Consider the following 23,726-nt stretch of genomic DNA (forward strand, 5'->3'; position numbering starts at 1 on the left):
TGGTGAGATAATTAAAGTTACTGATGAGAAGGTTAAAGAGCCGAAATTTTTTCCTTATAAACGTGCTGATCAAGATGGTTATGATTGTTATGACTCTTTTTGCAAGGCTGGTGATTTGGTTTGTATTGATGAAGTCTGGAGGTTTTGGAAGTCAGATAAAAATTTAACACCGGAGCATGAGTCTTTTATTTCTGAACACCGTCATTTTACTGATCCAGATACGGGCTTGTGTTGTGATTTGGTTTTGATGAATCAGAGTCCTGATACGATAGCTAAAATGATAAAGGGACGAATTGAGACCTCTTATAAGATGACTAAGTTGGTAGCGATTGGTGCTAAAAATCGTTATCGTGTTGATGTTTATAACGAGGCTAAATTATATAAAACTAATAAGATAACCAGTTATCAGAATAAGTACGATAAGAATATTTTTAAACTTTATCATTCCTACAATGGAGGTAAGGGCAGTGAAGCGACTGTTGACTCTCGTCAAAACGTGTTTAGCCAGACTAAATTATGGGTATATATGTTTGGGTTCTTACTCTTACTTAGCTGTAGTGGCTATTTCATCTACGCATTCTTTACTGGTTATGCTAACGATAATTCTGTCGTGGCTGGCTCTGGTAGTGGTACTGGTTTGGATAAACAAGTTGACCAGTTTGGGAGCAACAATGCTGATATCAATTTGCGAACTGGAAGCGGAAATCAAGGAACTGAAAGAGAAAAAAGAGTAGATCCGCCTGTTTCTTCAAAGTGGCGTATTTCCGGCTTTTTAAGTATGGATAATTATAATTACGTCACTTTGGTTAATGCTTCCGGTGATATCCGACTGGTTAATAAAACTGAATTTCATGGTAAAGGTGTCATGATGTTCGGTTTTGTTGATGGGGAAAAGGTGACTTATTTTAGCGGTGTATCAAAATGAAAAAATTACTTTCTGTTATTTTATTGTCTTCTGTCCCTTATTTTTCTTTTGCGAAAGGTGTCGATTTTTCTTTAGATGGCGTTTCTATTCCTAAGTCGGTTAATTTTATTTATAGTCAGGTTTTTAAAAATCCGTTTATGATTTCGCCAGAAGTAATTATAGATGAAAGATTGGTTTCATTTCATATTACGCCAGATCTTGACGAAAAAGAATTTTTTGTTCGTTACCTGAGTAATATGGGCATTGGGGTAGTGAAAAAAAAGGTCACGTATTCAATTTGTTGTTTCTCATGTATACTCCTCACTTTTTCAGGAAATCAGATGGCAACGGTAGAAGTGAAATGTCGATTTTGTCAACAAACCGAATCGGTAAGAAAACATGGCACGGGTCAAGGTGAACGTCAGCGTTATCGTTGCCTGTCTTGTCGCCGTACTTTTCAGCTTGAATATGCTTATCGTGCTTGCCGGACGGGCATAAAAGAACAAGTTGTGGATCTTGCCATGAATAATGCCGGTATCCGTGACACTGCACGGGCACTACATATCAGTATTAATGCTGTCGTTCGCACTTTAAAAAATTGTCCCCACGATGTGTAACCACATTACCGCTGGAACAGGTGGAAATTGAGCTCATCTGTGAAGTCGATGAGATGTGGTCATTTGTTGGGAATAAAAAGCAACAACGTTGGTTATGGTATGCTTGGGAGCCTCGTCTGAAGCGTATTATTGCCCATACTTTCGGCCGACGAAGCAAAAAGACGTTGAAGAAACTGCTCAAAAAATTATCGCATTTTAACGTCGCTTTTTGGTGTACCGATAAATTCAAGGCTTACACCTTGTTGCCCACGGATAAACACCTCATCGGAAAAAGTTTTACGCAGCGTATTGAACGTGAAAACCTCACCCTTAGAAACCGAATTAAGCGGCTGAATCGTAAAACATTAGGCTATTCAAAATCACCGGAAATGCATGACAAAGTCATCGGGACTTTTATCGAAAGAGAATATTATATTTAAGACCAATCAACATTTTGAATACGTGACCGTTACGTGATTTTTTTCACGTATCATAGCGATTGATTTGTATCGGCCTTTATTATCAGGATAAACAGCGTGTTATTGATTAATCTAAATTTTAACAGTTCTTTTTTGTTACATATTGATTATAATTTTAGAAAAGAGCAGGGGACAGACATGCAAAAAATTATAGGGTATGAGCAACTTGATATTTTCTAGGTAATTAATTATTTAGAGGATATTTTTATGTCTGTGAAAAACCAGAGTCGTGATCGTCTTCCTAATGGAAGATTAAAATCTTATCGTCGGGTAGGGAGACGGTTTGCAAGCTGCAAAAGATGGTTTGATAAATCTCCGTCTTGGTATCGCAATCTGATGATGACCAGACCAGAACGGCGGGAAGTGAAACAGCTTCTATCTGAAGTACTAAACGGTAGCGATCCGGATGGAATGGCATTTCCGGTACACAATAAACCTTTTGCATGGTTTTATTGAACGTTGTTAGTTTCGTCTGTCTTTACATCATCTTTACGATGTAAAGAGGTGTCAGGGATGACAAATCGCCGCTTTCAATACAGTAAAATCAAAGAGAATAAATCATCATTTTTTATCGAAAAGGTAATGTAAATGAAAAAGATAATAACTTTCCGTGAAAAACTGGAATTGAAAAAGAGAGAAGAAAATCCTGAGTTTATTAAAGCGTATGAAGAGGCTAAACAAGATTTAGAGCCTTACTTTCGGAGTGTTAGTGATGAGATGAATGCTGTTCTAAAAACTCAATTTCCGAATAAGCCATTTTGAAAGCGTTACTAGGATCGCTGTTCCAACGTCTATATTTTAAACGGCGATTTGTTACCCCTGTTTGGTTTATGCCCTTTAGGGCATGGAAGGCGGCTCCTCGGAGTTGCTGGGGACACCGCCAGTTTATCCGCCGATACAAATGGGGACTCATTGGGGGTTACTGAACCCTCCCTTCACCCTGCTAAGCCTGCCTTTGGCGAACTTTCAACGACGAGGAAGCCGGACGGTCGGAGACAAAAGAAATGTTCGGCTGGCATGAAATAGTTTGTTTTGGTGTGTATACGGAATCATAGGCAGACTTAAAAAGTTGAATAATATTAGAATGTTAGCATAACGTATCTTATACGAGTCTTTTAATTTGTTATTTTGTCTAACATAAAATAACTAAATTCTGCCCATTGGCATTGGTCATTTTTGTCGAGCCAACAGCACCCAATTAGATAATTTCCTGTTCCATCTACATTTTGACTATGGTATGCAACAGTCATTTTTTTATTCTCAGATTTTAAGCTGACCACATCACCAATTTGGTAATGGGAGTAATGATAGCTTTGATGGTGATACCCGTTTTGGCCTGAATTTTGCTCATAAAAGTTTCGATACATAATTAAAGAACTCCATTGAAAATTTTCATAGTTACGATATGGAACTGCTTATATTTTTTTCAGTGCACTTGGGTTCGCATAATGTGATATGCCGTTATGTTGAATGGGTGAGCGGCGATAATCACAAACCGCCGCCACCCATTTACACATAACGCGATTATACTAATCTCTTTGATTTAGACGTTATTACTTACCATTACCGAAGAAATAAGCGCAGAATAAAATCATCCCACCTATTATTGCTATCCCCATTCCTAAGCTCATTATTACTCCTTGATTTTTTCCTGCCTTGTATGATGAAAATACAGGTAAGTCAGTCCGACAGGTGCAATAAAGATGGCAAATGCCCAGCATAAGATCATGGTGATAAGTTTTATTGCTAGCATGAATATTGCGTTGCCGAAAAAGACATTTTCACCCATCAGAAAACCCGTGATTTGTTCATAGACAAAACGGGCGTAGGGATAAAGCAATCCGCTGATTAAGGAAAAAATCATCATGCGAATGAGGTTTGCATTTGGATTTTTACTGAACAGCCAGATGAAGAATACTGAAATTGCCATACCAAAAAACAGATGTCTGAAGAAGTAACTACCATTTAAACCGCCGAACGTTTTCCTTAATAAGTCCATTCTTTTTTTCTCTCTTTCAGTTGTTGTACAATTTTTGCCCGCCAAAGAGTACATGACTCTTTAATGTCATTAACAAGCATTTTTTCCTTTCTGTTTTTATTATTGATGTCACCTAAACCCCCGTACTGTACTACGGGGGTAGTCTAAGGTTATCTTCGGGCTTTCAGGTGAACCTGACCAAATTCTAACTATCTTTTTTCAAAATCAGGTGGCCATGTTCATCAAGTGCGATCATGGTTAGCATTTGTTCGATTGCGTAATGAACCAAATCAGCTTCGCTATAAATCTTTTGCCGTCCGCTCATGATGTTTTTCTTGGTTAAGTGAAATGCCTTTTCCTGTAAATCGATAGCCTCCGATTTCTTCAATCTGATAGTAGTTTTCAATGTAGATGCAGTGTTCATTAGAAGCCTCCGTTCACCATAATCTTTTATTCTATAAAATTTGTGTGCAAGTTGCCTACGACATGTTGACAGGAAACATGTGATATGTTTTCTATCTATATAGAATGTTATTAGTGATTTGTATACAACGCCAATTGAGAGAGTTTTTAGGGCAAGAAAGATCGAGTACTCAGGGTCAAACCTCAGTACTTTTTTGAAAGTTACGTTGGTTCGCATAATCTCCGGCGTTATGTTGAATTGCGGGCTGCTAAAATCGCAGAGCAGCCCAGCAATTTACACATAACGTGCATTATGCGAATCAGGCTCCGATCTATCCCGTCCTCCCGCACAAAAAAACGTTCATACCCCTTGACTCCCTAAACTAGTACAAGAGGGATTATGAGCGTTGTTTATTCAAATTCAGATCGTGCTGAATTGGGTGTTCAGTTTTTGAATGCCTATCACGGTTACTTTGATTCATTTCATCGTCAATATCAGCCTTTACAATCCCAACCTGAATACCAAACGAGTGTCGCTCGCTTCTCCCAGTCAAAACGCCATTATTTGTTTTCCCGGCAACGTTATATTCAAGTATTTGGGGAACAGGAAGAGGCATTCTTACCTTCTCTTGATTCACGTGTTCATCAAGTCATTTTTTTGTTTGAAGCTGATTCATTGCCTGAGTTTTCTCTGGATTGGCGTATGTATGTTGCTTACTTAGCATCTGGATTCGGGTCTTTTTCTATCTCTGTGGCGCAAGCTGTTTGTAGTTTAGTGAAGGGATTAGGTGTCGAGAAAGCAGTAACAAGGTTAGAAATGGCTTATTCTTTGGCGTTTGCAACCCCAGACGGCAAAGGAAAAGGCATTAACCTGTTCTGTTCAGATGAGGACTTACAACTGGTTGCCGATGATTTTGTTCACTCACTATCTGATTCGCCTTTATGGTCTTGGTTTGAATCTTCTGGTGATCGGGATACTTTTTGTCATGCCTTTATTCAAATCATTACGAATCGAGTTGAACAGGATTTTAATTTCCCTGCTGATACTGTGTTGAATTTGGTTAATGCATATAAGGAGTTAGGCGCCGTTTTGCGTTTTATGAATCCTTACTTTGTTCGTCGTTTTTTGGACAGACAACGCCTTACCAGAGTGCTTGAGATCTCCCGTATTTTAATGATGCTTTCGCCATTAAAGCCATATTCCTCTGATTGGTTACTTTCACACTATAAGCGCAAGGATGCTAAAACGTTGCGCTTTCTTGAGGCAATGGGGATTTTTGATGCTGATGAAAAATTGGTTTGCAGCCTGAAAGAAGCGTTTGATTCCTCTGTTTCTAATCGCAAAAATCGAGTTGTCGAGTTGATAGTTCGTGCAAAAGGGGTTTGTTCACTAGCCGAAGATATGGGCTTGACAGGTTACTTTATTGTGTTGACTTGTCCTTCTCGTTTTCATTCGGTCAGAACGGTGAAGAACAGTAAAACAGGTAAGGCTTTTCATACTGAAAACCCACAATGGATTGAGAATGGAATGCCGACTGTTCGTGATTCTCATCAATGGTTACTGGACACGTTTACTCGTGTCCGTAAGCGCTTGGATAAACACGATATCACTATTCCAGGATTGCGGACAGTTGAGCCACACGCAGATGGCTGTGTTCACTGGAATATATTGTTTTATTCTCAGCCTGAGCATCTTGATACAGTTTTATCGATTTTTAAGGAAGAAGTATTTAAGGATTCGCCAGATGAGAAGGGAGCAAAACAGCACCGTATAAAAGTGACTGCGGTCGATCCCGAAAAGGGGGATGGCTTCTCTTATATCATTAAATATATTACCAAGATGGCAGGATTTGAGGACGCTAAAGGCATTTCAGAGCTGAACGACAAATATTCAGGGACTTCATTTCAGAATGCTGTACAGCGTGTTTCTGTTTGGTCACGTGTTTCAGGAATTCGGCTTTTCCAGTTCTTTGGTTGCCCAAGTGTTACCGTTTATCGTCAGTTACGGCGTTTGCGCCATCCATTGAAAAAAGGAGATATTTCATTGGAGCATTTTACTGATGATGAAAAATTCGAATTGGAAGAATTACGCCTTGCCGCTGATGATGGCAATTTTTTGCGTTATATCGAGTTAAGCGGCGGTTTTTTCTCGGACTTTGTGGCACAGCCTTATTACCTGACTCAGATTATTGATGGTGAAGAAAAAAAGAATTGTTACGAAGAAACAGCGAGTAAAGCCGTTTATGGTTTTACCTTTCATCACCATGTTTTTATAACTCGTTTTACAAATTGTGAGGTTAGACGAATGAATGAAGCAGATCGCCTTGCGTTGGCATTTTTGCGCGCAGATGAAAAAACTTTAAATCAGGACTTTCTTGATTGTCTCGGACAAGGTTCTGATGATTTTGAAGATGATTACGAGCCAGAGAACGGGAGACGCTTGCCAAGTTTATTAGACGGTACTCGCTCATGATGAGTTTTTCTCTGTGTGTGCTGTATACCCGAATGGATACTTTATTACGTTGCAGGGATGCTGCATCGTTATTGCCTGTCAGAATTATTTGTTTTTCGTTCTCGGAAGATGGTCTTTTATGTTTTTCATTGTGTCTTTTGAAAACAAAGCGGCCACAAGGTGAGGTCACGAACCTTGAGACTGTTTTGTTTTCCTTGGACTCGTGACAATAACTGTCGCTAAATAGAGAGAGAAAAAAATATGATTCAGAACTATGTAGATCGTTATCAGTATAAGCATGCTATGCCTGAGGGATTTAAAGCAATGGCCGTTCAAGGCGGGCACTTTTCTCATGTGCTTTCAGATATTGAAGAAAGAGAAATTTTGACTTCCGATGGCACGAAGGAGCTTAAGCAAAAAGAAAAATTTGGTTTTGTATTGGCCGTGCCGTTTGATGATCATAAGTTAAAGGTACGAACAACTGAGTTTCGTAAGTATGTTTGCTCCAAAGAAGATTATATTTTCCTCAAATCTGTTGAGGCAGATATTTCAGAGCAGCCCGTATATGTCTCATTTTTGCCGAGCGCATGGGCGACATCACGAGATAATAATGGTGTCTGGTATCAATATGTTTCAGGTTCAATCCAACGCTTTGATGGGAAGCCATTAACGAGTAATAAAAAATAACAACGTTCTCTTGTTCCTATGGAAAAAGTGAAGAATTTGATTAAATTATAGAAAAGCCTAATGGTTTTTAATTTGATGATGATTTAATTGTCGGTTAAGTATCTAACATCTTATTTTGTTATTCAGGGTGGGTTTATGGCTAATGATAAAAATATTACTGGTACTATTTGTAATTTAAAATCTAAAGATGATTGTTATTCGATGACTTTAAATATGTCAGATGTTTATGAACCTCGCTCTGATGCTCAAAATATTGTCATTGGTTTTTCTTTTTCATTACTTGTTTTCTCTTTTTTAATATTTTCTTATGGTTTGTATAAATATTGGAAATCAGAATAAAATGCGATTATTTTATGGGTGGCACCTCTTTAAATGGTTCTATATGTGATATATCCAATAATTGTCAAAAGATAATTTTAGATATATCAAGCCAAATTCCAATCTCTTATGATTATCCTTATTTGGGTAAGGTATGGGGATTGGCGTTTAGTTCGGTAATGATGTTATATCTTTTTTCTTTTTGTATAGGTCAAATGATACGCATGGTAAGGCATGCTTAATATAGGAAATTAAAAATGGGTGTATTATCTTCTTGTAAATTTTTTTCTAAAAAAGCAACTTTAGTTGTTGCATTGGCTGTAACTCCTGTATTTGCTTTTGCGGATGAGGCTATAAATAAAACGGGCGTTGTGGATTACTCTGCGTTGACAAGCAATATTAATCTTTCTGGCGATGTGCTTCCTGTTATTATGTCAATTGGTGCATCTATTATTACTTTGCTTGCTGGTATTGCAGGTGTTAAGTGGGCAATGAAAATGGTAAGAGGTGCTTAATTTAGCTTATTTTATAAGGTAAGGGGTGAAAGCCCCTTTTTTTATTATATGCACGCAGATTTATTAACTTTGGTTGTTTTTGTTTGGGGGCTATTATGCGCTTGGGCTGTGATTCAAGGATTAAAAGGCTAATAGTTTATTCTTTTTGCTTTTCATTTTTATTCGTTGGTTGGCCTAGTCCTGTTAAGGCTAATCCTGCTCTTGCGGCGGGATTATTGGTAAGGGTAATTGCACAAACGATGGCAAAGAGAACGGCAATTCAGGTAGCAGCAAAACAGACCGTGACAAAATACCCGTTAACGGAGGCTGCTATGCAAGAAACAATAAGAAGACAATCAGCGGCAACTGTAAGTGGAATGTCTCGGTCAGCAGTATCCAGGGCGGCAAGTTTTCCGGCGAATTCATCTTTACGCAAAGCAGGACAGGTTACTTGGGCAGGGGTCACTGTTGCAGGGGGAATTATGACAGCTTCTGAGCTGATTGATGCTTTTCGTTCTGATAATTTGCAGGTGGCTGTCGATGGTGTTGAGCTGGAAAACGGTAATTATGAGGTTCGTATCGGTGGTCAAACTCGGATTGTTGATTTTCGTCCATCGCCTAATTCCCCTGTGATTCTTTATGGTAATGATTCAAAACCTGTCGGTTCTGATTGGAGGGTAGCTTCGTCAGGTACTTCTCTTGTTAGTAACATTCCGCTTAATGGGGTTGAATCTTATCCAGTTCCTGCGGGTGTTGTTCAGTCTAATTTTCTTAATAATAAACGAGCTGCTTATACGTCAAATATTCCAAGTTCAAGTGATGATTATTTTTATATTGAAGATGATAAATTGAGTTCTTTGAAAGCGTTGTTTTTGATATCCGTTGTTAAGCAGTTTGAACGTGATTCATGGAAAAAACCTGTTATCAATACTGTTAATGGTGATAATGAGAGTTTTGATTACGTTCTTTCGTCTAATTCTTTGGAAGTGTTAGATTTTGTACCTAATGTTAGTGATTCTAAATGGGATGATGATCATAAATTTTTACCTAATGCAATAACTTCTTTTAGTGCTTATGTTCCTGTTGTGATTCACAGGAAAGAAATAAAAAATTCTTATAATCCATGTGAATATCCTCGCATTGTTAATCAGGATGGCTCTATGGAGGTCAAAACGGTATGTACACCACCAAAGGAGTCAGATTATCTTTTCAGTGCAGAGAAGAGTAGTGTGTACGTTTCTACTTCATTAAATTATGATTATGATGGCAATTATTTTAATGAAAGAAATAAATCTTCTTCTGCGAAAATAGTATCTGCCGATGAATTAACGGCAATCTTGAAAGATGAACCTTTAAATAATTCGATTATTGCCAAATTAATTAATGATTTATTACATGATGCAGCCGCTCAAAATGATTATCAGGGGATTAATGTCAATGATGGTGATTATATCACTGAGGCTGAGGTCAGTGATGCATTAAAGTCGTTAGGTTATGATAAGTTAACCGCAGCTGATTTATTTTCGCCGATTCAGAATATTGAATTGGATTTATCTTCTCATGAAACAACGGTTAATAATAACGGCGGCGGTAATGGTAACGGTGGTAATATTGATGTTAAAGTGGATTTAGGGACTGATCCTAAAATTAAAGCTCCAGATTTGGAAAAACCGCCAACGGGAAGAGAAATTGCTCAGCCTATTATAGATGGTATGTCTTTTATTTCTGATTTTAAGATATCAGGTAAGTCAGCGGCTTGTCCTACGGTAAATACCACTTTTTCTTTAATGGGGTTTGATTTTGATTTGGTGATTGATAGCCATTGCGACCTGATAGAAAGAAATAGGAAGCTGATGGAGCTTATCACGTCTTTGGTCTGGGCTTTTCTTGCTTTGCGTATTGTTCTGGATGCTTAAAGGGAGTTTTTATGTACGGTTTTCTGCTTTCTGCGTTGAATACAGTACTTGCCTATCTTTTCCGGGCGGCTGTTCTTAAGTTCATTATTTTCTTTTCCCTGTACTTTATTGTACAGGAATTCATGACGGTCATTGTGGAATTGCTGCCTAAGAGTTCGAATCTTCAGGCATTGTTTGATTTACTGCCTGATTCGGTCTGGTATTTCATTAATCTGTTTCAAGGGGTGATGGGGATTAATTTGTTAATTGATGCTTGGTTTACCCGTTTTATCATTCGTCGACTTCCTTTTATCGGGTAATTGCTATGTCTATCACAGCTTACTTTGGCGTTCCTGGCTCTGGTAAGAGTCACGAGTGTGTTAAAAGCGTTATTCTTCCGGCTTACATGAAAGGCCGTAGAATTGTCACCAATATTGATGGAATTAACCCTGATGCTATTCGTGATTATGCAATCAAGCTGTCTAAAGGAAAGGAGGGGGTTTTTGGTGAAATCATCAAGGTGAGTGATGAACAAGTCATGCAGGATGGTTTTTTTCCCTATAAGCGTAACGATCAAGAGGGTTATTCCTGTGATAGTTCTTTTTGTCAGGCAGGGGATTTGATTTGTCTTGATGAAGTTTGGAGATTTTGGAAAACAGATAAAAATCTGACCAAAGAGCATGAATCCTTTATCTCTGAACATCGTCATTTTTCAAATGCGGATACTGCTGTTACTTGTGATTTAGTCTTGATGAATCAAAGTACAGGTACTTTGGCAAAATTTATAAGGGAGCGCATTGAAACATCTTATAAGATGACTAAATTGGTTACGCTGGGTGCAAAAAATCGTTATCGTGTAGATGTTTATAATGAAGCTAAGTTTTTTAAATCCAATCGGGTGACGTATTATATAAATAAGTACGATAAGGATATATTTAAACTTTACCACTCTCAGAATGGTGGAAAAGGAAAAGAATTAGTCGTTGATTCTCGTCAAAATATTTTTAGCCAAACGAGATTATGGGTATTTATATTTGGATTTCTGATTTTATTCTGTGTTAGTGGTTATGTTATATATTCATTTTTTACTAGTTATGATAACGATAATCCGGTTGCATCCGGCATTGGGGGGAATAACATTCATTTACAGGACGGCCTCTCAGTTTTACCTAATGAAATGAAAACTGAGAATAAAAGAGAGGCAGTAAAACCCATTTATTCTAAATGGCGCATTTCTGGCGTTTTAAGCGTTGATAATTATACCTATGTAGCCTTAGTAAATGCCTCTGGTGATATAAGGCTGGTTAATAAAAATGATTTTCATGGTAAGGGTACTATGATGTTCGGTTTTGTTGATGGGGAGAAAGTCACTTATTTTAGTGGAGTATCAAAATGAACAGGATTTTTTCTATTGTTTTTTTATTCTTTATTCCTTATTTTTCTTTTGCCAAAGGAGTTAATTTTTCGCTTGATGGTGTCACGATCCCAAAATCGGTCAATTTTATTTACAGTCAGGTGTTTAAAAAGCCTTTTATGATTTCGCCAGAAGTGATTACAGATGCGAGATTGGTTTCATTTCATATTACACCGGACCTTGACGAAAAGGCTTTCTTTGTCCGTTACTTAAAGAATATGGGTATCGGTGTGACAACGAAGTCAGGTGTCGATTACATTTATAAGCTAAAAATTGTCGAACCGGTTGCCCCGCAACATACCTTTGTCTATAAACCTCAGTATCGTTCTGTCAGTTACTTAACATCTGTTTTGTCCAGTATTGTTCAGGGGAATTTCGGTCATAGCGGTTCTAAATCTGCTTATGTGGGCGGAACGACAGCGCCCAATAACTTCTCTGGGGCGAATTCTTTTGGCTCATCGGGGGATATGTTGGTTTTCTATGGGACTAAGGCTGATATTTCACGTATAGAGCAGGTGTTACCTTCAATTGATACGATATCAGACGAGGTTTATGTAGGCGGTTATGTTTATCAGGTTCAGACAACAGAGCGTAACGGTTCCGGTCTGGCTTTAGCGGCTAAGTTGTTGAGCCAGCGTTTTTCTATTCAGATTGGCGGCTCGACAGGCGGGAGTATGGATAACTTTATCAAGTTTTCTTCGGGTAATTTGAATGCGTTAGTCGAGTTGTTCAATACGGACTCTCGCTTTACCGTGGTGAGTTCACCGTCTTTGCGTGCCCGTTCCGGTACGTCAGCCTCTTTTTCTGTCGGGGAAGATGTGCCGGTTCTGGGTAATGTCAGTTATTCGGGTGATAAACCTGTCCAGTCTGTTGAGTATCGTTCTTCGGGGGTTATTTTCAATGTTATGCCGGAGGTCAGGCAGAATGTGATTGATCTGTCTATCAGTCAGGAATTGTCTAATTTTGCCAAGACGCATACAGGCGTGAATAACTCACCAACCTTGATTAAACGTAATATTCATACGTCTGTTTCTGTAAATGATGGTGATATTATTTTGATTGGCGGATTGGCAGATAATAAAGATACTGATGTAAATACAGGCTTATCTTTTATGCCATCGTGGTTTTCCAGTAGCAGTAAAGAGAAAACAAAAACCGATATAGTTATCATTCTACAAGCTAAAAAGGTGAAACGTTAGGATTCGCCCCCACAGCGTGCGAGGAGGCGAATCCTAACGGAACAGCTTTTTAGCGTTATATTGATTAAATTTAGCGGAATATGGTTTAATTTAGGTCTATTTTTGTCTTATTGGAATTGTAATTTTGGAAAATAACAGGGGATAAATATGCAACAAATTATAGGGTATGAGCAACTTGATATTTTCTAGGTAATTAATTACTTAGAGGATATTTTATGTCTGTAAAGAGTCAGAGTCGTGATCGTCTTCCTAATGGAAGATTAAAATCTTATCGTCGGGTAGGGAGACGGTTTGCAAGTTGTAAAAGATGGTTTGATAAATCCCCGTCTTGGTATCGCAATCTGATGATGACCAGACCAGAACGGCGGGAAGTGAAACAGCTTCTATCTAAGGTACTAAATGGTAGCGATCCTGATGGAATGGCATTTCCGGTACACAATAAACCTTTTGCATGGTTTTATTGAATGGCGTTAGTTTCATTTGTCTTTACGGTATCTTTATGATGTAAAGAGGTGTCAGGGATGACAAATTGCCGCTTTCAATGCAGTAAAATCAAAGAAAATAAATCATCATTTGTTATCGAAAAGGTAATGTAAATGAAGAAGATAATGACTTTCCGTGAAAAACTGGAATTGAAAAAGAGAGAAGAAAATCCTGAGTTTATTAAAGCGTATGAAGAGGCTAAACAAGATTTAGAGCTTTACTTTCGGGGTGTTAGTGATGAATGCTGTTCTAAAAACTCAATTTCCGAATGAGCTATTTTGAAAACGTTATTAAGATCTCTGTTCCAGCGTCTAAATTTTAAACGGCGATTTGTTACCCCTGTTTGGTTTATGCCCTTCCGGGCATGGAAGGCGGCTCTTTGGAGTTATTGGGGACACCATTGTCAATCCGCCGATACAAGGGGGGACTCATTGGGGAGCACGGCCACTTTCTTCACCCTGCAAAGCCGTCTTTTAGCGGGTTATCAGTGACCTGAAAACTGAACGGTCGGAGACAAAAGAAATGTACGGCTGGCACAGGAATAGTGCGTATAGGGCTGAGATAGTCAGGAGGAACAAATCGCCGCTGACAATGCATATCATAGGAGCAGATTATAGAGCGGGAGGTAACAGATTAGCCGAAAATGATATATTTAATGACGGCAATCAACACGATAGTGCCCCAGATAAGAAGTAATGATGTATTCCATTTAAGATTTGTTCTGGATTTTAGTTTCTCTGATTCGACGCTTGTTTTGGTATTGATATCACATAGTTCTGTGATGACTTCTACGATCTTTTCTGCCTGCTCATCGTTTATGCCTGAATCTTTTAACAATTTAACTGCATTGCGTAATTTGAGTTGGTTTGTTGACATATTGATCACCTCATATACTTATATATCGATATTTTAGTAAAAATGGAAGGCCTATGAAAAAGTTGAAGACACATTCAGCATTACATGCTGAGTGTATGAAAAATCCTGAGTATAAAGCAGCGTATGAAGAATCTTCCGATGAGGAAATGGAATTTCAGATAATCCAGCACCTTGAAGATGGACAAGAAAAAATTATTTTTGATTCAAGTCTTGATGAGCTTTGATAATTTTAAGTTTATTTTATCATAATGTTGCTAAGTTCAATGGATTAAATGCCCGTTAGGGCATGTAAGGCGGTACTCGAAAGGTTATGGGATAACAGTGGCTAATCCGCCGATACAAAGGGGGGACTGAGTCAGGGAACACGAAACCTTCCCTTCACCCTGCTAAGCCAGTGAGCGAAGCGAACCACGGAATTATCAAACTCACGAAAGCAGAGCGGTCGATAGAAAAAAGGCTATTCAGCGGACACGGCGAACTAAGTACTCATGTTTAATAGAATGAGTGCTTATTTTTAACGAACTAAGCACTCATGTTTAAGGTGTTAAAATTATAGTAACTTATTGATTATAAATGTTTTTATAGTCTCTAGCTCGGAGCTAATAACTTTTTTATATTTCGTAGTTCTTCTAATCCACCTGGTCTCATAAAACCTAATGTTCCATCATTATGATCTATAACTTCTTGGAGTTGGGCTGTGTTTTTGTATTTTTCAATCTTTGATAATGCATAAGAAGCATCTTCTATTAAATTGTATATTTTTACTTTTTTTATATTTTCATGCCATTTTTTTGTTTCTTCATTGTAAATGTATACACGATTAAATCCTCTTATTATGCAATAACCAACTACTTTCCATTTTTTCAATTTATTTTCCTTAAAGAAATTTAGGGGGGATATATATCAAAACAAATGTATTATTTACTGAAAACAATCCATATAATGAATGCTATCACTATGAATATTAAAAAATTTCTAGGGTTTGTTGGAATATTCATTACATTATCCTCTTAGTAAATGTGTCATGCAGAAGTGGTCTAAGGCTATTTTCGGGTTTTCAGCCTTGCACCTGATGTTTTATATAATGACTTATGTTAAGTCTTTAGCTGCGATTTCCACGACGCTTTATATCCCATGAGTTTTTTAAAACCTGCATTATCAGAAAGTGGTCGCTCCAATATTTGCATAAACACATGGTATTTTTCTCCATTAACAAAAAAGTGAGACTGAACGAGTATGGTCCCTTTGATTAGTTGAAATTTTTTATTTTGTAAATCAATATTTTTTGATTTTTTTAACTTAATGGTAGTTTTCAATGTAGATGTATTGCTCATTAGTGGCCTCCGCTCACTATTATTTTTATTATGACCAAGTTGCCTGCAACCTGTAACAGGTAACTTGCGGTATGTTTACATCAAGTAGTGCTCAGGGCGAGCGCCCGAACGTTTTATGAACACGATTAGTGCAAAAATAACTCTCAATGAGATTGAGTTTAAAGCAATCTAACACATGCCTCCATCAAAATAGTTTGGATATTGTTTGTGCTGTTTTTAATTTAAGCACTCACGCTCTCGCCCTGAAGTAGTGATGTTATCTGTGATGTATATACTGTGCTAGTGGATAGGGCACATAGAATTAATTTTTTCTTGAAAATTTCCTGTAATCCTCATCGCTTATCGTTTCTAGTCCTTTTCTGATGAGCCATTCCAAGACAGTTGTATCTTTGATCGGTTCTTTAAGTTCGATAACCGCTTTTACGGTTTCTTTTTCGACTAGTCGCCAGACGTTGTCGTTGATGTGCTTCGTTGGCATTTTTTGACCTCCATATAAATTCTACGTTTATCATAATCTAAAAAATTAAAATATGTTGACAATGAGAATCTAAGAATTTATAAAGAAACCAGAAAATAATTTTTGATGTTCTAATATTCTTACACAAGACCAATTGAGATAGAGTTTTGGGGTTTTGGAGTTGAGGGATTAGAGAAAGATCGTAAGGTACTCAGGGTCAAACCTCAGTACTTTTTTAAAAGTCCTACAGGTTCGCATAATCTATATTATGTTAAATGGAATTTAATTTTATTCATTACCATCTTCGTATTTGATAAATCCGGTAACGCATTAATGATGAGTACGCCCTGCTCTCTGCCCCCCAAACGTTGCAAAACTTTAGCGAGATTCTTTTCATAAAAGACAGGCAATTTTGACGTAAAAGTTACGCTGCCTTTAGCAATATATCAGCAACCTTATAACTTAATTCTTGAGTATCAATGGCCACTTGATTACTTAGTGCAGCAATAGTTAAACATGAATTTGGCAAACGTATAAAATGGGCTCTGTAACCAGCCCATTCACCAGAGTGTTCCAGACTAGGCTCTGCCAAGTGGTTGTGATGTTCTAAGCCAAATGCATAAGTTTCATAGTTTTTAACCATATCTCCAGTAGATGTTATTTTGGATAATGCTTGAGTCATGCGTTGGACTAATGATATTCCACCAACCCTACCGTGAGATAAATTTTCACCCCATAACATGAGGTCTCCAACAGTTGAGTGTACCGCCCCATCACCTGTATGTGTCCATGGCGATTCAAAAAGTTGACCTTTTGGGTTATATGCTCGTGCAAATTCGACAATGATTGGATATTCATCAACAATGAACGTATTTTTCATCCCGAGAGGTTTGAAAATACGTTCTTGACTGAATTCACTCAGTTTTATCCCACTGGCTTTTTCAGCCACTTGCGCTAATAAAAAATATCCAGTATTGCTGTACTCAAATGTTGTCCCTGGCGCAAATACAGATTGAGAGTGCGCATATAAGTGATGTAATGATTGTTCAATTGTCAACGGATCTTGTTCATTAATACCAATCGATTCAGCCAGTTCCATATAATCAACGAGTCCACCTGTATGATAGATTAAGTGACGCAGAGTAACAGGTTTTGCATGGCTGCCTAAATCAGGCAGGAACTTTGTGATTGAATCATCTAACGACAAATAACCGTCATTTTCTAACAATAAGAGCGTAAATGCAGTGAACTGTTTTGAAACTGAAGCTATATTAAATACGCTTTCTATTGAAAGCGGTTTATGTGATTCTAAACAAGCCAATCCTATAGAGCCTTGGTAGGTTAATCCGTTGTCATACTTGGCCATGTAGACAACACCGGGAGCATGTTTATCAAATGATGTTAAAAGTTCATCAAGTGCTTTAATGATCTCAGGATTTTTATTCATAATTACGTCCTTACATCTACTCTTCTCTGTCACGCCACCTGGTTTCTCTGATAATCACAGGTCACCATCGGTTTTATCTAAAAAAGCAGGTAACATAGAACCGTGAATAGTGCTCTACAGTACCTGCCACTTTTTTTGCTCAAATCAATATCTGCATTTTGCTGAAAAAGACGCCTATAAAATTAATAATTCGCTTTCAACCAATCGGTATATCCTTTTTCTCCATTACCGTAATAAGCATCATTATTGAGATCAGTCAGTTCAATCCCGTAGCGTAAACGTTCTACCAAATCTGGATTAGAAATAAACGGACGACCGAATGCAACGGCATCCACCTTACCTTCCACACGACGGGAAATCGCCATTTCAAGGTCATAATTGTTGTTACCGATATAAGCACCATCGAACAACGATCTTAGTTCATCCAAATCAACCTCTGCGGGAATATCACGGCTTTTTCCTGTTGTTCCTTCAACAAAATGGAGATAAGCCAGTTTGAATTTATTGAGTTGCTGGATCAGATAGCCATAAGTTGCCATCACATTACTATCAAGCGGAGTGTTTCCTACTTCTGTTGTCACTGGAGATAACCTAATACCAACCCGCCCACCACCCCAAATATGGGTTACAGCGTCAATAACTTCGATAATCAATCTGGCACGGTTTTCAATTGAACCACCATACTGATCGGTGCGATGGTTAGTTGAATCACGCAAAAACTGTTCCAATAGATAGTTGTTAGCAGCATGAATTTCTACACCATCGAACCCTGCACGTTTAGCGCATTCTGCCGCATGTCTATATTGCCTGATAATGTCAGGGAGCTCGTCGGTTCTAAGTGCACGCGGTATGGACGCTTTCTCTATACCACGACGGGTAAAAACATTACCATCTGTTTCAATAACGGATGGTGCTACTGGTGCTTCTTTATTTGGTTGAAGATCAACGTGTGAGAAACGACCGACATGCCACAATTGCATTACAATTTTACCACCAGCAGCATGAATAACATCTGTGACTTTTTTCCATCCTGCCACCTGATCTTCTGTCCAGATACCAGGAGTCATAGCATAACCGCATCCCTGTGCTGAAATATTAGTTGCTTCTGAAATGATTAAACCGGCGCTCACGCGTTGAGCATAATATGTAACATTAAGTTCGTTTGGGACACCATCCTCATTCATACGAGCACGTGTTAAAGGCGCCATAACAATACGATTAGCAAGTTCAATATCCCCTAATTTGGTCGGCGAGAAAAGATCGGTTCTAGTGCTATTATCAGTCATAACATTTCCTATTTTTTATATTGATATAATGATTCGATCAATACATGAGATTATAACTTCATGAAAATATAATTTAAGTAATTGTCGGAAGAGTTAATTTATCTCAAACAACTTATTATGTCTTTATGTGATGTATTTCCTGAATGAAAATTCAATGGCGTTATATGCTGGGTGGGTTTGAATGATTAATGGAAGGAGAATCACCAAATACCCAATGCCCTGCTTTTGGATATTTGCTCTCAATTAACTTCATAATTTCAATAGATTTCATGTTATCTTACAGATTCCCCCTCATTAATGAAGATTTCCTTTATTTAATTTGGTACAGAACATCACCCACCACATTGAACAGACGATCAAGATCATCAATTTTAGCATTGAACATGGGACCAAATTGCAACGTGTCACCACCAAAACGAACATAAAAACCCGCTTTCCATAATGCAATACCAGCATCAAAAGGCCGGACTACTGCATCTCCATCCCGTGGAGCAATTTGTATGGCCCCCACCAGCCCGCAGTTACGAATATCCACAACATTTGGGCAGTGCCTTAGTGCATGTAATTTTTGTTCAAAATGTGGTGCCAATTCCGCAGCTTGTTGAGGCAGATTTTCTTTTTCCAGCAGTTCCAATGAAGCCAAACCTGCCGCACAGGCAACCGGGTGACCTGAATAAGTATAACCGTGGCTGAATTCAATCATATGTTCGGATAGAGATTGTGACATAAAGGCATCGTAGATCTTGCTGGACGCAATCACCCCCCCCAAAGGAATTGCACCGTTGGTAATTTGTTTGGCAAAGTTAAGAATATCTGGGGTTACACCGAAATATTCAGCACCACTCCAGCATCCCAGACGCCCGAAACCGGTAATTACTTCATCAAAAATCAGCAAGATATCGTATTGAGTACAGATTTCCCGTAAACGTTGTAAGTAACCTTGTGGTGGAATAATAGCGCCAGCAGAGCCAGAAAGGGGTTCGACAATAACGGCAGCGATATTACTGGCATCATGCAATTCAATGATTTTTAATAGTTCATCTGCCAGTTCAGGGCCACCAGCCGCAGGCATCCCTTTAGTAAAAGCCATATTAGGTTGTAATGTATGTGGAAGATGGTCAACATCCATAAACTGACCAAACATTTTGCGATTACCCCCAATACCGCCAAGACTGGTTCCTGCGATATTGACACCATGATAACCCCGCGCCCGACCGATAAATTTAGTTTTTGCGGGTTGTCCTTGGATCCGCCAGTAAGCACGAGCCATTTTTACTGCGGTATCGGCAGCTTCTGAACCTGAACTGGTAAAAAATACATGATTTAAATCACCAGGCATAAGGTTGGCAATTTTATCTGCCAACTTAAATGACAAAGGGTGTCCATATTGGAAACCTGGGGAATAATCCAAAGTTCCCAGTTGATCTGAAACAGCCTGACGAATTTCAGTGCGTGAATGGCCTGCTCCACACGTCCATAATCCTGATAAACTGTCATAAATTCGACGACCTTGATCATCAAGTAGCCAGTTTCCTTCTGCTGAGACAATCAAACGGGGATCTTGTTGAAAATGACGATTAGCGCTGAACGGCATCCAATGTGCTTTAAAGTTCAATTTTCGGAAAAAATTTCTATCTGACATTTTATAGCTCCTCGCACAAGGTTATAACCAAGAGTTTGTAATGAAACTATACTCAAGTTAAACCTCAATTATCGAATCGTTAATGATGAGTTTACTTACGTAAATGATAAATACTTTAACAACCCCCACCCCAAATGCAGTAAGATTAGCCCTCAATCGTAGAAATTGATCCGGATCATTAGCTTGTTATCGCTTTTTCGCCTCTCACAAAGCCGAACACCCGCCATTATTGCCTTACTGGCGATTTTGATGTTGTTCATTGCACCGGTGGTATCAAAAACACTGGAGCACCACTGTGAAGAAATAAAAAGCAGAACAAATCACTGCATGTCTATGTCTGATATGCCATCGACACACACGATGAATCATCATGGTGTGGATCATGTCCATATGGGATTGATGGATGATATCGCTTGTGGTTACTGCCAGCTTCTGATTAATCTGCCATTATTAGCAAGCGGTTTTGTTTCTTTCATTCTACTGACATTAATCGTGTCCCGAGCACCACCAGTATCGTGCTTCTTTGGCCCCGTCATTCGGCTGTTTTACGGCGAATCACAACCACGCGCCCCACCCCTTAATTAGTCAGTCTGCTTGAAATAAACCATTTTATTTTCCTTACCTTACGCAATTTGTATGGCAATGTTACTAATTAAGGGATTTTTTTATGTTTACTACACAACTATTTCGTATATCACCACTGACAGCAGCTTTGACTATCGCACTCACAATGCCAGCCAGTGGCTGGGCTGCCAATATGGAACATACCAAAGAAACAAAAGAAAAACGCATTGCTCATGATCACGATAATGAAACTGTGATCACCGTAACTGCACCGGCAATTTCACCCCTTGAGGTAGCCACTTCATTAAAAGCCCCTCGCCAACCAGTCCCTGCTAGTGATGGTTCTGATTACTTAAAAACCATTCCGGGTTTTTCACAGATCCGTAATGGTGGCACTAACGGCGATCCTGTATTCCGTGGCATGTTTGGTTCCCGTCTGAGAATGTTAATTGATGACAGTGAAATACTGGGCTCTTGTGGTGGACGTATGGATGCGCCAAGTTCTTATATTTCACCAGAAAGTTATGATGTTTTGAGTTTAGTCAAAGGTCCACAAACCGTACTTTGGGGACCGGGTAATTCAGCGGGAACTATTCGTTTCGAGCGTATTCGCCCTCAGTTTGAACAACTTGGCGCTCAAGGTAATGTCAGCACAGTTATTGGTTCTCATGGTCGTTGGGATGGTAATGCTGATCTCAGTATTGGCAACGAACTGGGTTATATCCGTTTGATCGGCAATAAATCCCGCTCCAACGATTATAAAGATGGTGACGGCAATCGCGTCCCTTCCCGCTGGGATAAATGGAATACCGATCTCGCCTTAGGTTGGACACCTGATGAAAATACGTTACTGGAGTTAAGTGCTGGACAAGGTGATGGTGAAGCTCGTTACGCCACACGAGGCATGGACGGCTCTCAATTCAAACGCAAAAGTCTTGGTGTGCGTTTTGAAAAATCTAACATTGGTGAGGTGTTTGATAAATTCGAAACTAATTTTTATTACAATTACACCGACCATGTGATGGATAACTATTCCATGCGTCATTCAAAAATGAAAATGGCCTCAGAACCGGATCGCCTGACAATGGGTGGCCGTATGATGGGAACTTGGATATGGGAAGATTTCAAGTTACAGAGCGGTGTGGATATGCAAACTAATATTCACCGAACCAATACCGATCGTAATATGGCTAAAGCTGAAAGAAATGGCTGGGTGAAAAATGTCCGTTTCCGTGATTACGGTATTTTTGGTGAATTAACCTGGGATGCCACTGCACAGAATAAAGTTATCGGTGGTGCGCGATTAGATCGTGCGATAGCGTATAAATATACTACTCAACAAGAACGTAAAGAAATCCTGCCTGCTGGCTTTATTCGGCTTGAACATCACCTGAAAGAGTCTCCTGTGATGCTCTATGCCGGCATTGGTTATACCGAGCGTTTTCCTGATTACTGGGAGCTGGTTTCGGGTAAAGCGGGCAACAATGCTTTCACTAATATCAAGCCCGAAAAAACGACCCAATTGGATATCGGGGCGCAATATAATGATAACCGTCTGAAAGGTTGGATATCAGCGTATGTGGGTAAAGTAAATGACTTTATCCTGTTCGATTATAACAACAAGAATCCGATAGCCGGTAACGTGAATGCCACCATTATGGGGGGAGAAACGGGGGTTGCTTATCAGTTTAACGAAAACTGGAAAACCGATGCCAGCCTGGCGTATTCCTGGGCGCAAAATACCACTAATCATCGTCCACTACCGCAAATCCCACCTTTGGAAGCTCGTTTCGGCCTGACCTGGGAACATGGGGACTGGACGAGCAGCGGTTTGCTGCGTCTGGTAAATAGCCAGCACCGAGTGGCAATCGATGAAGGTAACGTTGTAGGCAAAGACTTTGATCGTAGCAAAGACTTCGCCATTCTATCTGCCAATGCAACCTATAAGGTGACCCAAAATGTTCAAGTCAGTGCTGGTGTTGATAACATTTTTGATAAAACCTATAGCGAACACCTTAACTTAGCGGGGAATCAGGGCTTTGGTTATTCCGGCAATACGGCAGTAAACGAGCCTGGGCGTACTTATTGGGCCAGAGTTAATATTAAGTTCTAATACTTCTATTCCTGGACCTATCTCGCCCTGATATAAATCAGGGCGAATCACTAGCTGATTCATTATCCAGCAACCAATGCCGTAACAGTGTTGCAAGTTGCTCTTGTTGAGTTTCTGTCAGTGGTTCGAGAATGGCTTTTTGGTTCTCCAAATGGCTTTCCACTGCTTTGTCTATCAATGCCTCTCCTTCTGAGGTCAGAAAAACCTTGCAGCTACGTCGGTCTTCTTCGTTAGCAATACGCCCAATTAATCCTCGCTGCACCATATGTTCAATACGAGTGCTCATTGCTCCAGACGTTAGCATAACGGATTGGTATAGCTCAGTAGGTGTAATTGGTATGTTGTTACGTCGTAGTGTCGCAAGGATATCAAACTCTATGGCACTTAGGCCGTGTTCTTTGAAAGCATGTTGCAAGCGTTGTTCAATAATTTTGTTTATGCGACATAACCGCCCAATGACGCCCATAGACGACGGATCAAGGTCTGGACGCTGTTGTGCCCACTGTATCAGTAATCGGTCAACGTGATCGTACTTCATGCTTTTCCCCTATTCATTTATTTTGATGAAAAGATACTTGATAAAAATTAATTAGGCCATTATTTTAATTTATCTTTATATAAAGATACTTTTGTTATTGATATCTTTGAGTTGATAGAGTGATAAGCAGGATAAAAAATGAACAAATTAGAAGGGCATTACCACAAC

The 23,726-nt window shown here is 39.0% G+C and carries 28 protein-coding genes; 17 read left to right on the plus strand and 11 right to left on the minus strand.

Features of this window, described 5'->3' with window-relative positions:
- Nucleotides 1–10 precede the first annotated feature (10 nt).
- The 4 genes from ACSJJG_RS09950 (at nucleotide 11) to ACSJJG_RS09965 (ending at nucleotide 2,741) form a co-directional block, all read left to right on the plus strand.
- Complete coding sequence (locus ACSJJG_RS09950; RefSeq protein ID WP_282885663.1) at nucleotides 11–925, plus strand: zonular occludens toxin domain-containing protein; 915 nt, start codon at nucleotides 11–13, stop codon at nucleotides 923–925.
- Nucleotides 926–1,245: 320 nt separating this feature from the next.
- Nucleotides 1,246–1,940, plus strand: a protein-coding gene (locus tag ACSJJG_RS09955; RefSeq protein ID WP_189761441.1) for an IS1 family transposase whose coding sequence is annotated in 2 segments (ribosomal slippage) — nucleotides 1,246–1,495 and nucleotides 1,495–1,940 — 696 coding nt in all. Because the reading frame shifts where the segments join, the coding sequence is not laid out codon by codon here.
- 246 nt (nucleotides 1,941–2,186) lie between these two features.
- Nucleotides 2,187–2,435, plus strand: coding sequence for a hypothetical protein (locus ACSJJG_RS09960; protein ID WP_189758355.1), 249 nt, complete (start codon nucleotides 2,187–2,189; stop codon nucleotides 2,433–2,435).
- Between the two features lie 132 nt (nucleotides 2,436–2,567).
- Complete coding sequence (locus ACSJJG_RS09965; RefSeq protein WP_189758356.1) at nucleotides 2,568–2,741, plus strand: hypothetical protein; 174 nt, start codon at nucleotides 2,568–2,570, stop codon at nucleotides 2,739–2,741.
- A 353-nt stretch (nucleotides 2,742–3,094) separates the two neighbouring features.
- Here the strand turns inward: ACSJJG_RS09965 and ACSJJG_RS09970 are convergent, their stop codons facing one another.
- The 3 genes from ACSJJG_RS09970 to ACSJJG_RS09980 all read right to left on the minus strand — a co-directional run bounded on the left by ACSJJG_RS09970 (nucleotide 3,095) and on the right by ACSJJG_RS09980 (nucleotide 4,381).
- On the minus strand, nucleotides 3,095–3,346 hold the full coding sequence (locus tag ACSJJG_RS09970; protein ID WP_189758358.1) for a DUF2158 domain-containing protein: 252 nt from the start codon (nucleotides 3,344–3,346) through the stop codon (nucleotides 3,095–3,097).
- A gap of 266 nt (nucleotides 3,347–3,612) precedes the next feature.
- Nucleotides 3,613–3,978 carry a hypothetical protein gene (locus ACSJJG_RS09975; protein ID WP_189758359.1) on the minus strand — a complete coding sequence of 122 codons (366 nt, stop codon included), beginning with the start codon at nucleotides 3,976–3,978 and terminating at the stop codon, nucleotides 3,613–3,615.
- A gap of 184 nt (nucleotides 3,979–4,162) precedes the next feature.
- Entirely contained in the window at nucleotides 4,163–4,381 is a 219-nt protein-coding gene (locus ACSJJG_RS09980; protein WP_189758360.1) for a hypothetical protein, read from the minus strand.
- A 378-nt stretch (nucleotides 4,382–4,759) separates the two neighbouring features.
- Between ACSJJG_RS09980 and ACSJJG_RS09985 the strand changes: the two genes are divergently transcribed.
- The 10 genes from ACSJJG_RS09985 to ACSJJG_RS10030 all read left to right on the plus strand — a co-directional run bounded on the left by ACSJJG_RS09985 (nucleotide 4,760) and on the right by ACSJJG_RS10030 (nucleotide 13,573).
- Complete coding sequence (locus ACSJJG_RS09985) at nucleotides 4,760–6,832, plus strand: replication endonuclease (protein WP_189758361.1); 2,073 nt, start codon at nucleotides 4,760–4,762, stop codon at nucleotides 6,830–6,832.
- A 240-nt stretch (nucleotides 6,833–7,072) separates the two neighbouring features.
- Nucleotides 7,073–7,498, plus strand: coding sequence for a hypothetical protein (locus tag ACSJJG_RS09990; protein ID WP_189758440.1), 426 nt, complete (start codon nucleotides 7,073–7,075; stop codon nucleotides 7,496–7,498).
- A gap of 135 nt (nucleotides 7,499–7,633) precedes the next feature.
- Nucleotides 7,634–7,837, plus strand: coding sequence for a hypothetical protein (locus ACSJJG_RS09995; protein ID WP_189758362.1), 204 nt, complete (start codon nucleotides 7,634–7,636; stop codon nucleotides 7,835–7,837).
- A gap of 236 nt (nucleotides 7,838–8,073) precedes the next feature.
- Complete coding sequence (locus tag ACSJJG_RS10000) at nucleotides 8,074–8,331, plus strand: hypothetical protein (protein ID WP_189758363.1); 258 nt, start codon at nucleotides 8,074–8,076, stop codon at nucleotides 8,329–8,331.
- A gap of 95 nt (nucleotides 8,332–8,426) precedes the next feature.
- Nucleotides 8,427–10,226, plus strand: coding sequence for a hypothetical protein (locus ACSJJG_RS10005; protein WP_223281571.1), 1,800 nt, complete (start codon nucleotides 8,427–8,429; stop codon nucleotides 10,224–10,226).
- Nucleotides 10,227–10,237: 11 nt separating this feature from the next.
- Nucleotides 10,238–10,525, plus strand: a complete 288-nt coding sequence (locus tag ACSJJG_RS10010; protein ID WP_189758364.1) for a DUF2523 family protein — start codon at nucleotides 10,238–10,240, stop codon at nucleotides 10,523–10,525.
- 5 nt (nucleotides 10,526–10,530) lie between these two features.
- On the plus strand, nucleotides 10,531–11,601 hold the full coding sequence (locus tag ACSJJG_RS10015) for a zonular occludens toxin family protein (protein WP_189758365.1): 1,071 nt from the start codon (nucleotides 10,531–10,533) through the stop codon (nucleotides 11,599–11,601).
- A complete protein-coding gene (locus ACSJJG_RS10020; protein WP_189758366.1) occupies nucleotides 11,598–12,818 on the plus strand; it encodes a type II secretion system protein GspD in 1,221 nt (406 codons plus the stop codon). The genes ACSJJG_RS10015 and ACSJJG_RS10020 overlap by 4 nt, the downstream gene beginning before the upstream one ends.
- Nucleotides 12,819–13,033: 215 nt before the next feature.
- Nucleotides 13,034–13,282, plus strand: coding sequence for a hypothetical protein (locus tag ACSJJG_RS10025; RefSeq protein WP_189758367.1), 249 nt, complete (start codon nucleotides 13,034–13,036; stop codon nucleotides 13,280–13,282).
- 132 nt (nucleotides 13,283–13,414) lie between these two features.
- Nucleotides 13,415–13,573 (plus strand): hypothetical protein, encoded by a 159-nt coding sequence (locus ACSJJG_RS10030; protein ID WP_189758368.1) that lies wholly within the window; start codon nucleotides 13,415–13,417, stop codon nucleotides 13,571–13,573.
- A 361-nt stretch (nucleotides 13,574–13,934) separates the two neighbouring features.
- Here ACSJJG_RS10030 and ACSJJG_RS10035 read toward each other — a convergent pair whose 3' ends face one another.
- The gene (locus ACSJJG_RS10035; RefSeq protein WP_189758369.1) at nucleotides 13,935–14,177 is read right to left on the minus strand and encodes a hypothetical protein; all 243 of its coding nucleotides are present in this window, start codon (nucleotides 14,175–14,177) and stop codon (nucleotides 13,935–13,937) included.
- A 53-nt stretch (nucleotides 14,178–14,230) separates the two neighbouring features.
- Here ACSJJG_RS10035 and ACSJJG_RS10040 point away from each other — a divergent pair, with 53 nt between their 5' ends.
- Nucleotides 14,231–14,401 carry a hypothetical protein gene (locus ACSJJG_RS10040; RefSeq protein WP_189758370.1) on the plus strand — a complete coding sequence of 57 codons (171 nt, stop codon included), beginning with the start codon at nucleotides 14,231–14,233 and terminating at the stop codon, nucleotides 14,399–14,401.
- Between the two features lie 364 nt (nucleotides 14,402–14,765).
- Here ACSJJG_RS10040 and ACSJJG_RS10045 read toward each other — a convergent pair whose 3' ends face one another.
- The 6 genes from ACSJJG_RS10045 to aptA form a co-directional block, all read right to left on the minus strand.
- The gene (locus ACSJJG_RS10045) at nucleotides 14,766–15,044 is read right to left on the minus strand and encodes a hypothetical protein (protein WP_189758371.1); all 279 of its coding nucleotides are present in this window, start codon (nucleotides 15,042–15,044) and stop codon (nucleotides 14,766–14,768) included.
- Between the two features lie 227 nt (nucleotides 15,045–15,271).
- Nucleotides 15,272–15,511 carry a type II toxin-antitoxin system TacA family antitoxin gene (locus tag ACSJJG_RS10050; protein WP_189758441.1) on the minus strand — a complete coding sequence of 80 codons (240 nt, stop codon included), beginning with the start codon at nucleotides 15,509–15,511 and terminating at the stop codon, nucleotides 15,272–15,274.
- A 301-nt stretch (nucleotides 15,512–15,812) separates the two neighbouring features.
- Entirely contained in the window at nucleotides 15,813–15,989 is a 177-nt protein-coding gene (locus ACSJJG_RS10055; RefSeq protein ID WP_189758372.1) for a hypothetical protein, read from the minus strand.
- Between the two features lie 403 nt (nucleotides 15,990–16,392).
- Nucleotides 16,393–17,415, minus strand: a complete 1,023-nt coding sequence (locus tag ACSJJG_RS10060; protein ID WP_189758373.1) for a serine hydrolase domain-containing protein — start codon at nucleotides 17,413–17,415, stop codon at nucleotides 16,393–16,395.
- A 182-nt stretch (nucleotides 17,416–17,597) separates the two neighbouring features.
- The gene (locus ACSJJG_RS10065; protein ID WP_189758374.1) at nucleotides 17,598–18,701 is read right to left on the minus strand and encodes an alkene reductase; all 1,104 of its coding nucleotides are present in this window, start codon (nucleotides 18,699–18,701) and stop codon (nucleotides 17,598–17,600) included.
- A 310-nt stretch (nucleotides 18,702–19,011) separates the two neighbouring features.
- Entirely contained in the window at nucleotides 19,012–20,343 is a 1,332-nt protein-coding gene (gene aptA / locus ACSJJG_RS10070; RefSeq protein WP_481089263.1) for an omega-aminotransferase AptA, read from the minus strand.
- Nucleotides 20,344–20,526: 183 nt separating this feature from the next.
- On the opposite strand from aptA, the gene ACSJJG_RS10075 reads away from it, so the two are divergent.
- Entirely contained in the window at nucleotides 20,527–20,928 is a 402-nt protein-coding gene (locus ACSJJG_RS10075) for a DUF2946 domain-containing protein (RefSeq protein WP_481089264.1), read from the plus strand.
- Between the two features lie 82 nt (nucleotides 20,929–21,010).
- A complete protein-coding gene (locus ACSJJG_RS10080) occupies nucleotides 21,011–23,020 on the plus strand; it encodes a TonB-dependent copper receptor (protein ID WP_481089265.1) in 2,010 nt (669 codons plus the stop codon).
- 37 nt (nucleotides 23,021–23,057) lie between these two features.
- On the opposite strand, the gene ACSJJG_RS10085 is transcribed toward ACSJJG_RS10080, so the two are convergent.
- Nucleotides 23,058–23,558, minus strand: coding sequence for a MarR family winged helix-turn-helix transcriptional regulator (locus ACSJJG_RS10085; protein WP_481089266.1), 501 nt, complete (start codon nucleotides 23,556–23,558; stop codon nucleotides 23,058–23,060).
- Nucleotides 23,559–23,726 lie beyond the last annotated feature (168 nt).

This window comes from Xenorhabdus sp. SGI 60, from assembly GCF_056632175.1.

What these genes read in the sequence shown, in the direction of transcription:
- ACSJJG_RS10085 (WP_481089266.1), bottom strand. Translation starts at nt 23,558, where the DNA reads ATGAAGTACGATCACGTTGACCGATTACTGATACAGTGGGCACAACAG.
- ACSJJG_RS10030 (WP_189758368.1), top strand. Translation starts at nt 13,415, where the DNA reads ATGAAGAAGATAATGACTTTCCGTGAAAAACTGGAATTGAAAAAGAGA.
- ACSJJG_RS10050 (WP_189758441.1), bottom strand. Translation starts at nt 15,511, where the DNA reads ATGAGCAATACATCTACATTGAAAACTACCATTAAGTTAAAAAAATCA.
- ACSJJG_RS09965 (WP_189758356.1), top strand. Translation starts at nt 2,568, where the DNA reads ATGAAAAAGATAATAACTTTCCGTGAAAAACTGGAATTGAAAAAGAGA.
- ACSJJG_RS10035 (WP_189758369.1), bottom strand. Translation starts at nt 14,177, where the DNA reads ATGTCAACAAACCAACTCAAATTACGCAATGCAGTTAAATTGTTAAAA.
- ACSJJG_RS09975 (WP_189758359.1), bottom strand. Translation starts at nt 3,978, where the DNA reads ATGGACTTATTAAGGAAAACGTTCGGCGGTTTAAATGGTAGTTACTTC.
- aptA (WP_481089263.1), bottom strand. Translation starts at nt 20,343, where the DNA reads ATGTCAGATAGAAATTTTTTCCGAAAATTGAACTTTAAAGCACATTGG.
- ACSJJG_RS09985 (WP_189758361.1), top strand. Translation starts at nt 4,760, where the DNA reads ATGAGCGTTGTTTATTCAAATTCAGATCGTGCTGAATTGGGTGTTCAG.
- ACSJJG_RS10025 (WP_189758367.1), top strand. Translation starts at nt 13,034, where the DNA reads ATGTCTGTAAAGAGTCAGAGTCGTGATCGTCTTCCTAATGGAAGATTA.
- ACSJJG_RS10005 (WP_223281571.1), top strand. Translation starts at nt 8,427, where the DNA reads ATGCGCTTGGGCTGTGATTCAAGGATTAAAAGGCTAATAGTTTATTCT.
- ACSJJG_RS10020 (WP_189758366.1), top strand. Translation starts at nt 11,598, where the DNA reads ATGAACAGGATTTTTTCTATTGTTTTTTTATTCTTTATTCCTTATTTT.
- ACSJJG_RS09960 (WP_189758355.1), top strand. Translation starts at nt 2,187, where the DNA reads ATGTCTGTGAAAAACCAGAGTCGTGATCGTCTTCCTAATGGAAGATTA.
- ACSJJG_RS10060 (WP_189758373.1), bottom strand. Translation starts at nt 17,415, where the DNA reads ATGAATAAAAATCCTGAGATCATTAAAGCACTTGATGAACTTTTAACA.
- ACSJJG_RS10080 (WP_481089265.1), top strand. Translation starts at nt 21,011, where the DNA reads ATGTTTACTACACAACTATTTCGTATATCACCACTGACAGCAGCTTTG.
- ACSJJG_RS09990 (WP_189758440.1), top strand. Translation starts at nt 7,073, where the DNA reads ATGATTCAGAACTATGTAGATCGTTATCAGTATAAGCATGCTATGCCT.
- ACSJJG_RS10015 (WP_189758365.1), top strand. Translation starts at nt 10,531, where the DNA reads ATGTCTATCACAGCTTACTTTGGCGTTCCTGGCTCTGGTAAGAGTCAC.
- ACSJJG_RS09970 (WP_189758358.1), bottom strand. Translation starts at nt 3,346, where the DNA reads ATGTATCGAAACTTTTATGAGCAAAATTCAGGCCAAAACGGGTATCAC.
- ACSJJG_RS10000 (WP_189758363.1), top strand. Translation starts at nt 8,074, where the DNA reads ATGGGTGTATTATCTTCTTGTAAATTTTTTTCTAAAAAAGCAACTTTA.
- ACSJJG_RS09995 (WP_189758362.1), top strand. Translation starts at nt 7,634, where the DNA reads ATGGCTAATGATAAAAATATTACTGGTACTATTTGTAATTTAAAATCT.
- ACSJJG_RS10055 (WP_189758372.1), bottom strand. Translation starts at nt 15,989, where the DNA reads ATGCCAACGAAGCACATCAACGACAACGTCTGGCGACTAGTCGAAAAA.
- ACSJJG_RS10010 (WP_189758364.1), top strand. Translation starts at nt 10,238, where the DNA reads ATGTACGGTTTTCTGCTTTCTGCGTTGAATACAGTACTTGCCTATCTT.
- ACSJJG_RS09980 (WP_189758360.1), bottom strand. Translation starts at nt 4,381, where the DNA reads ATGAACACTGCATCTACATTGAAAACTACTATCAGATTGAAGAAATCG.
- ACSJJG_RS10065 (WP_189758374.1), bottom strand. Translation starts at nt 18,701, where the DNA reads ATGACTGATAATAGCACTAGAACCGATCTTTTCTCGCCGACCAAATTA.
- ACSJJG_RS10040 (WP_189758370.1), top strand. Translation starts at nt 14,231, where the DNA reads ATGAAAAAGTTGAAGACACATTCAGCATTACATGCTGAGTGTATGAAA.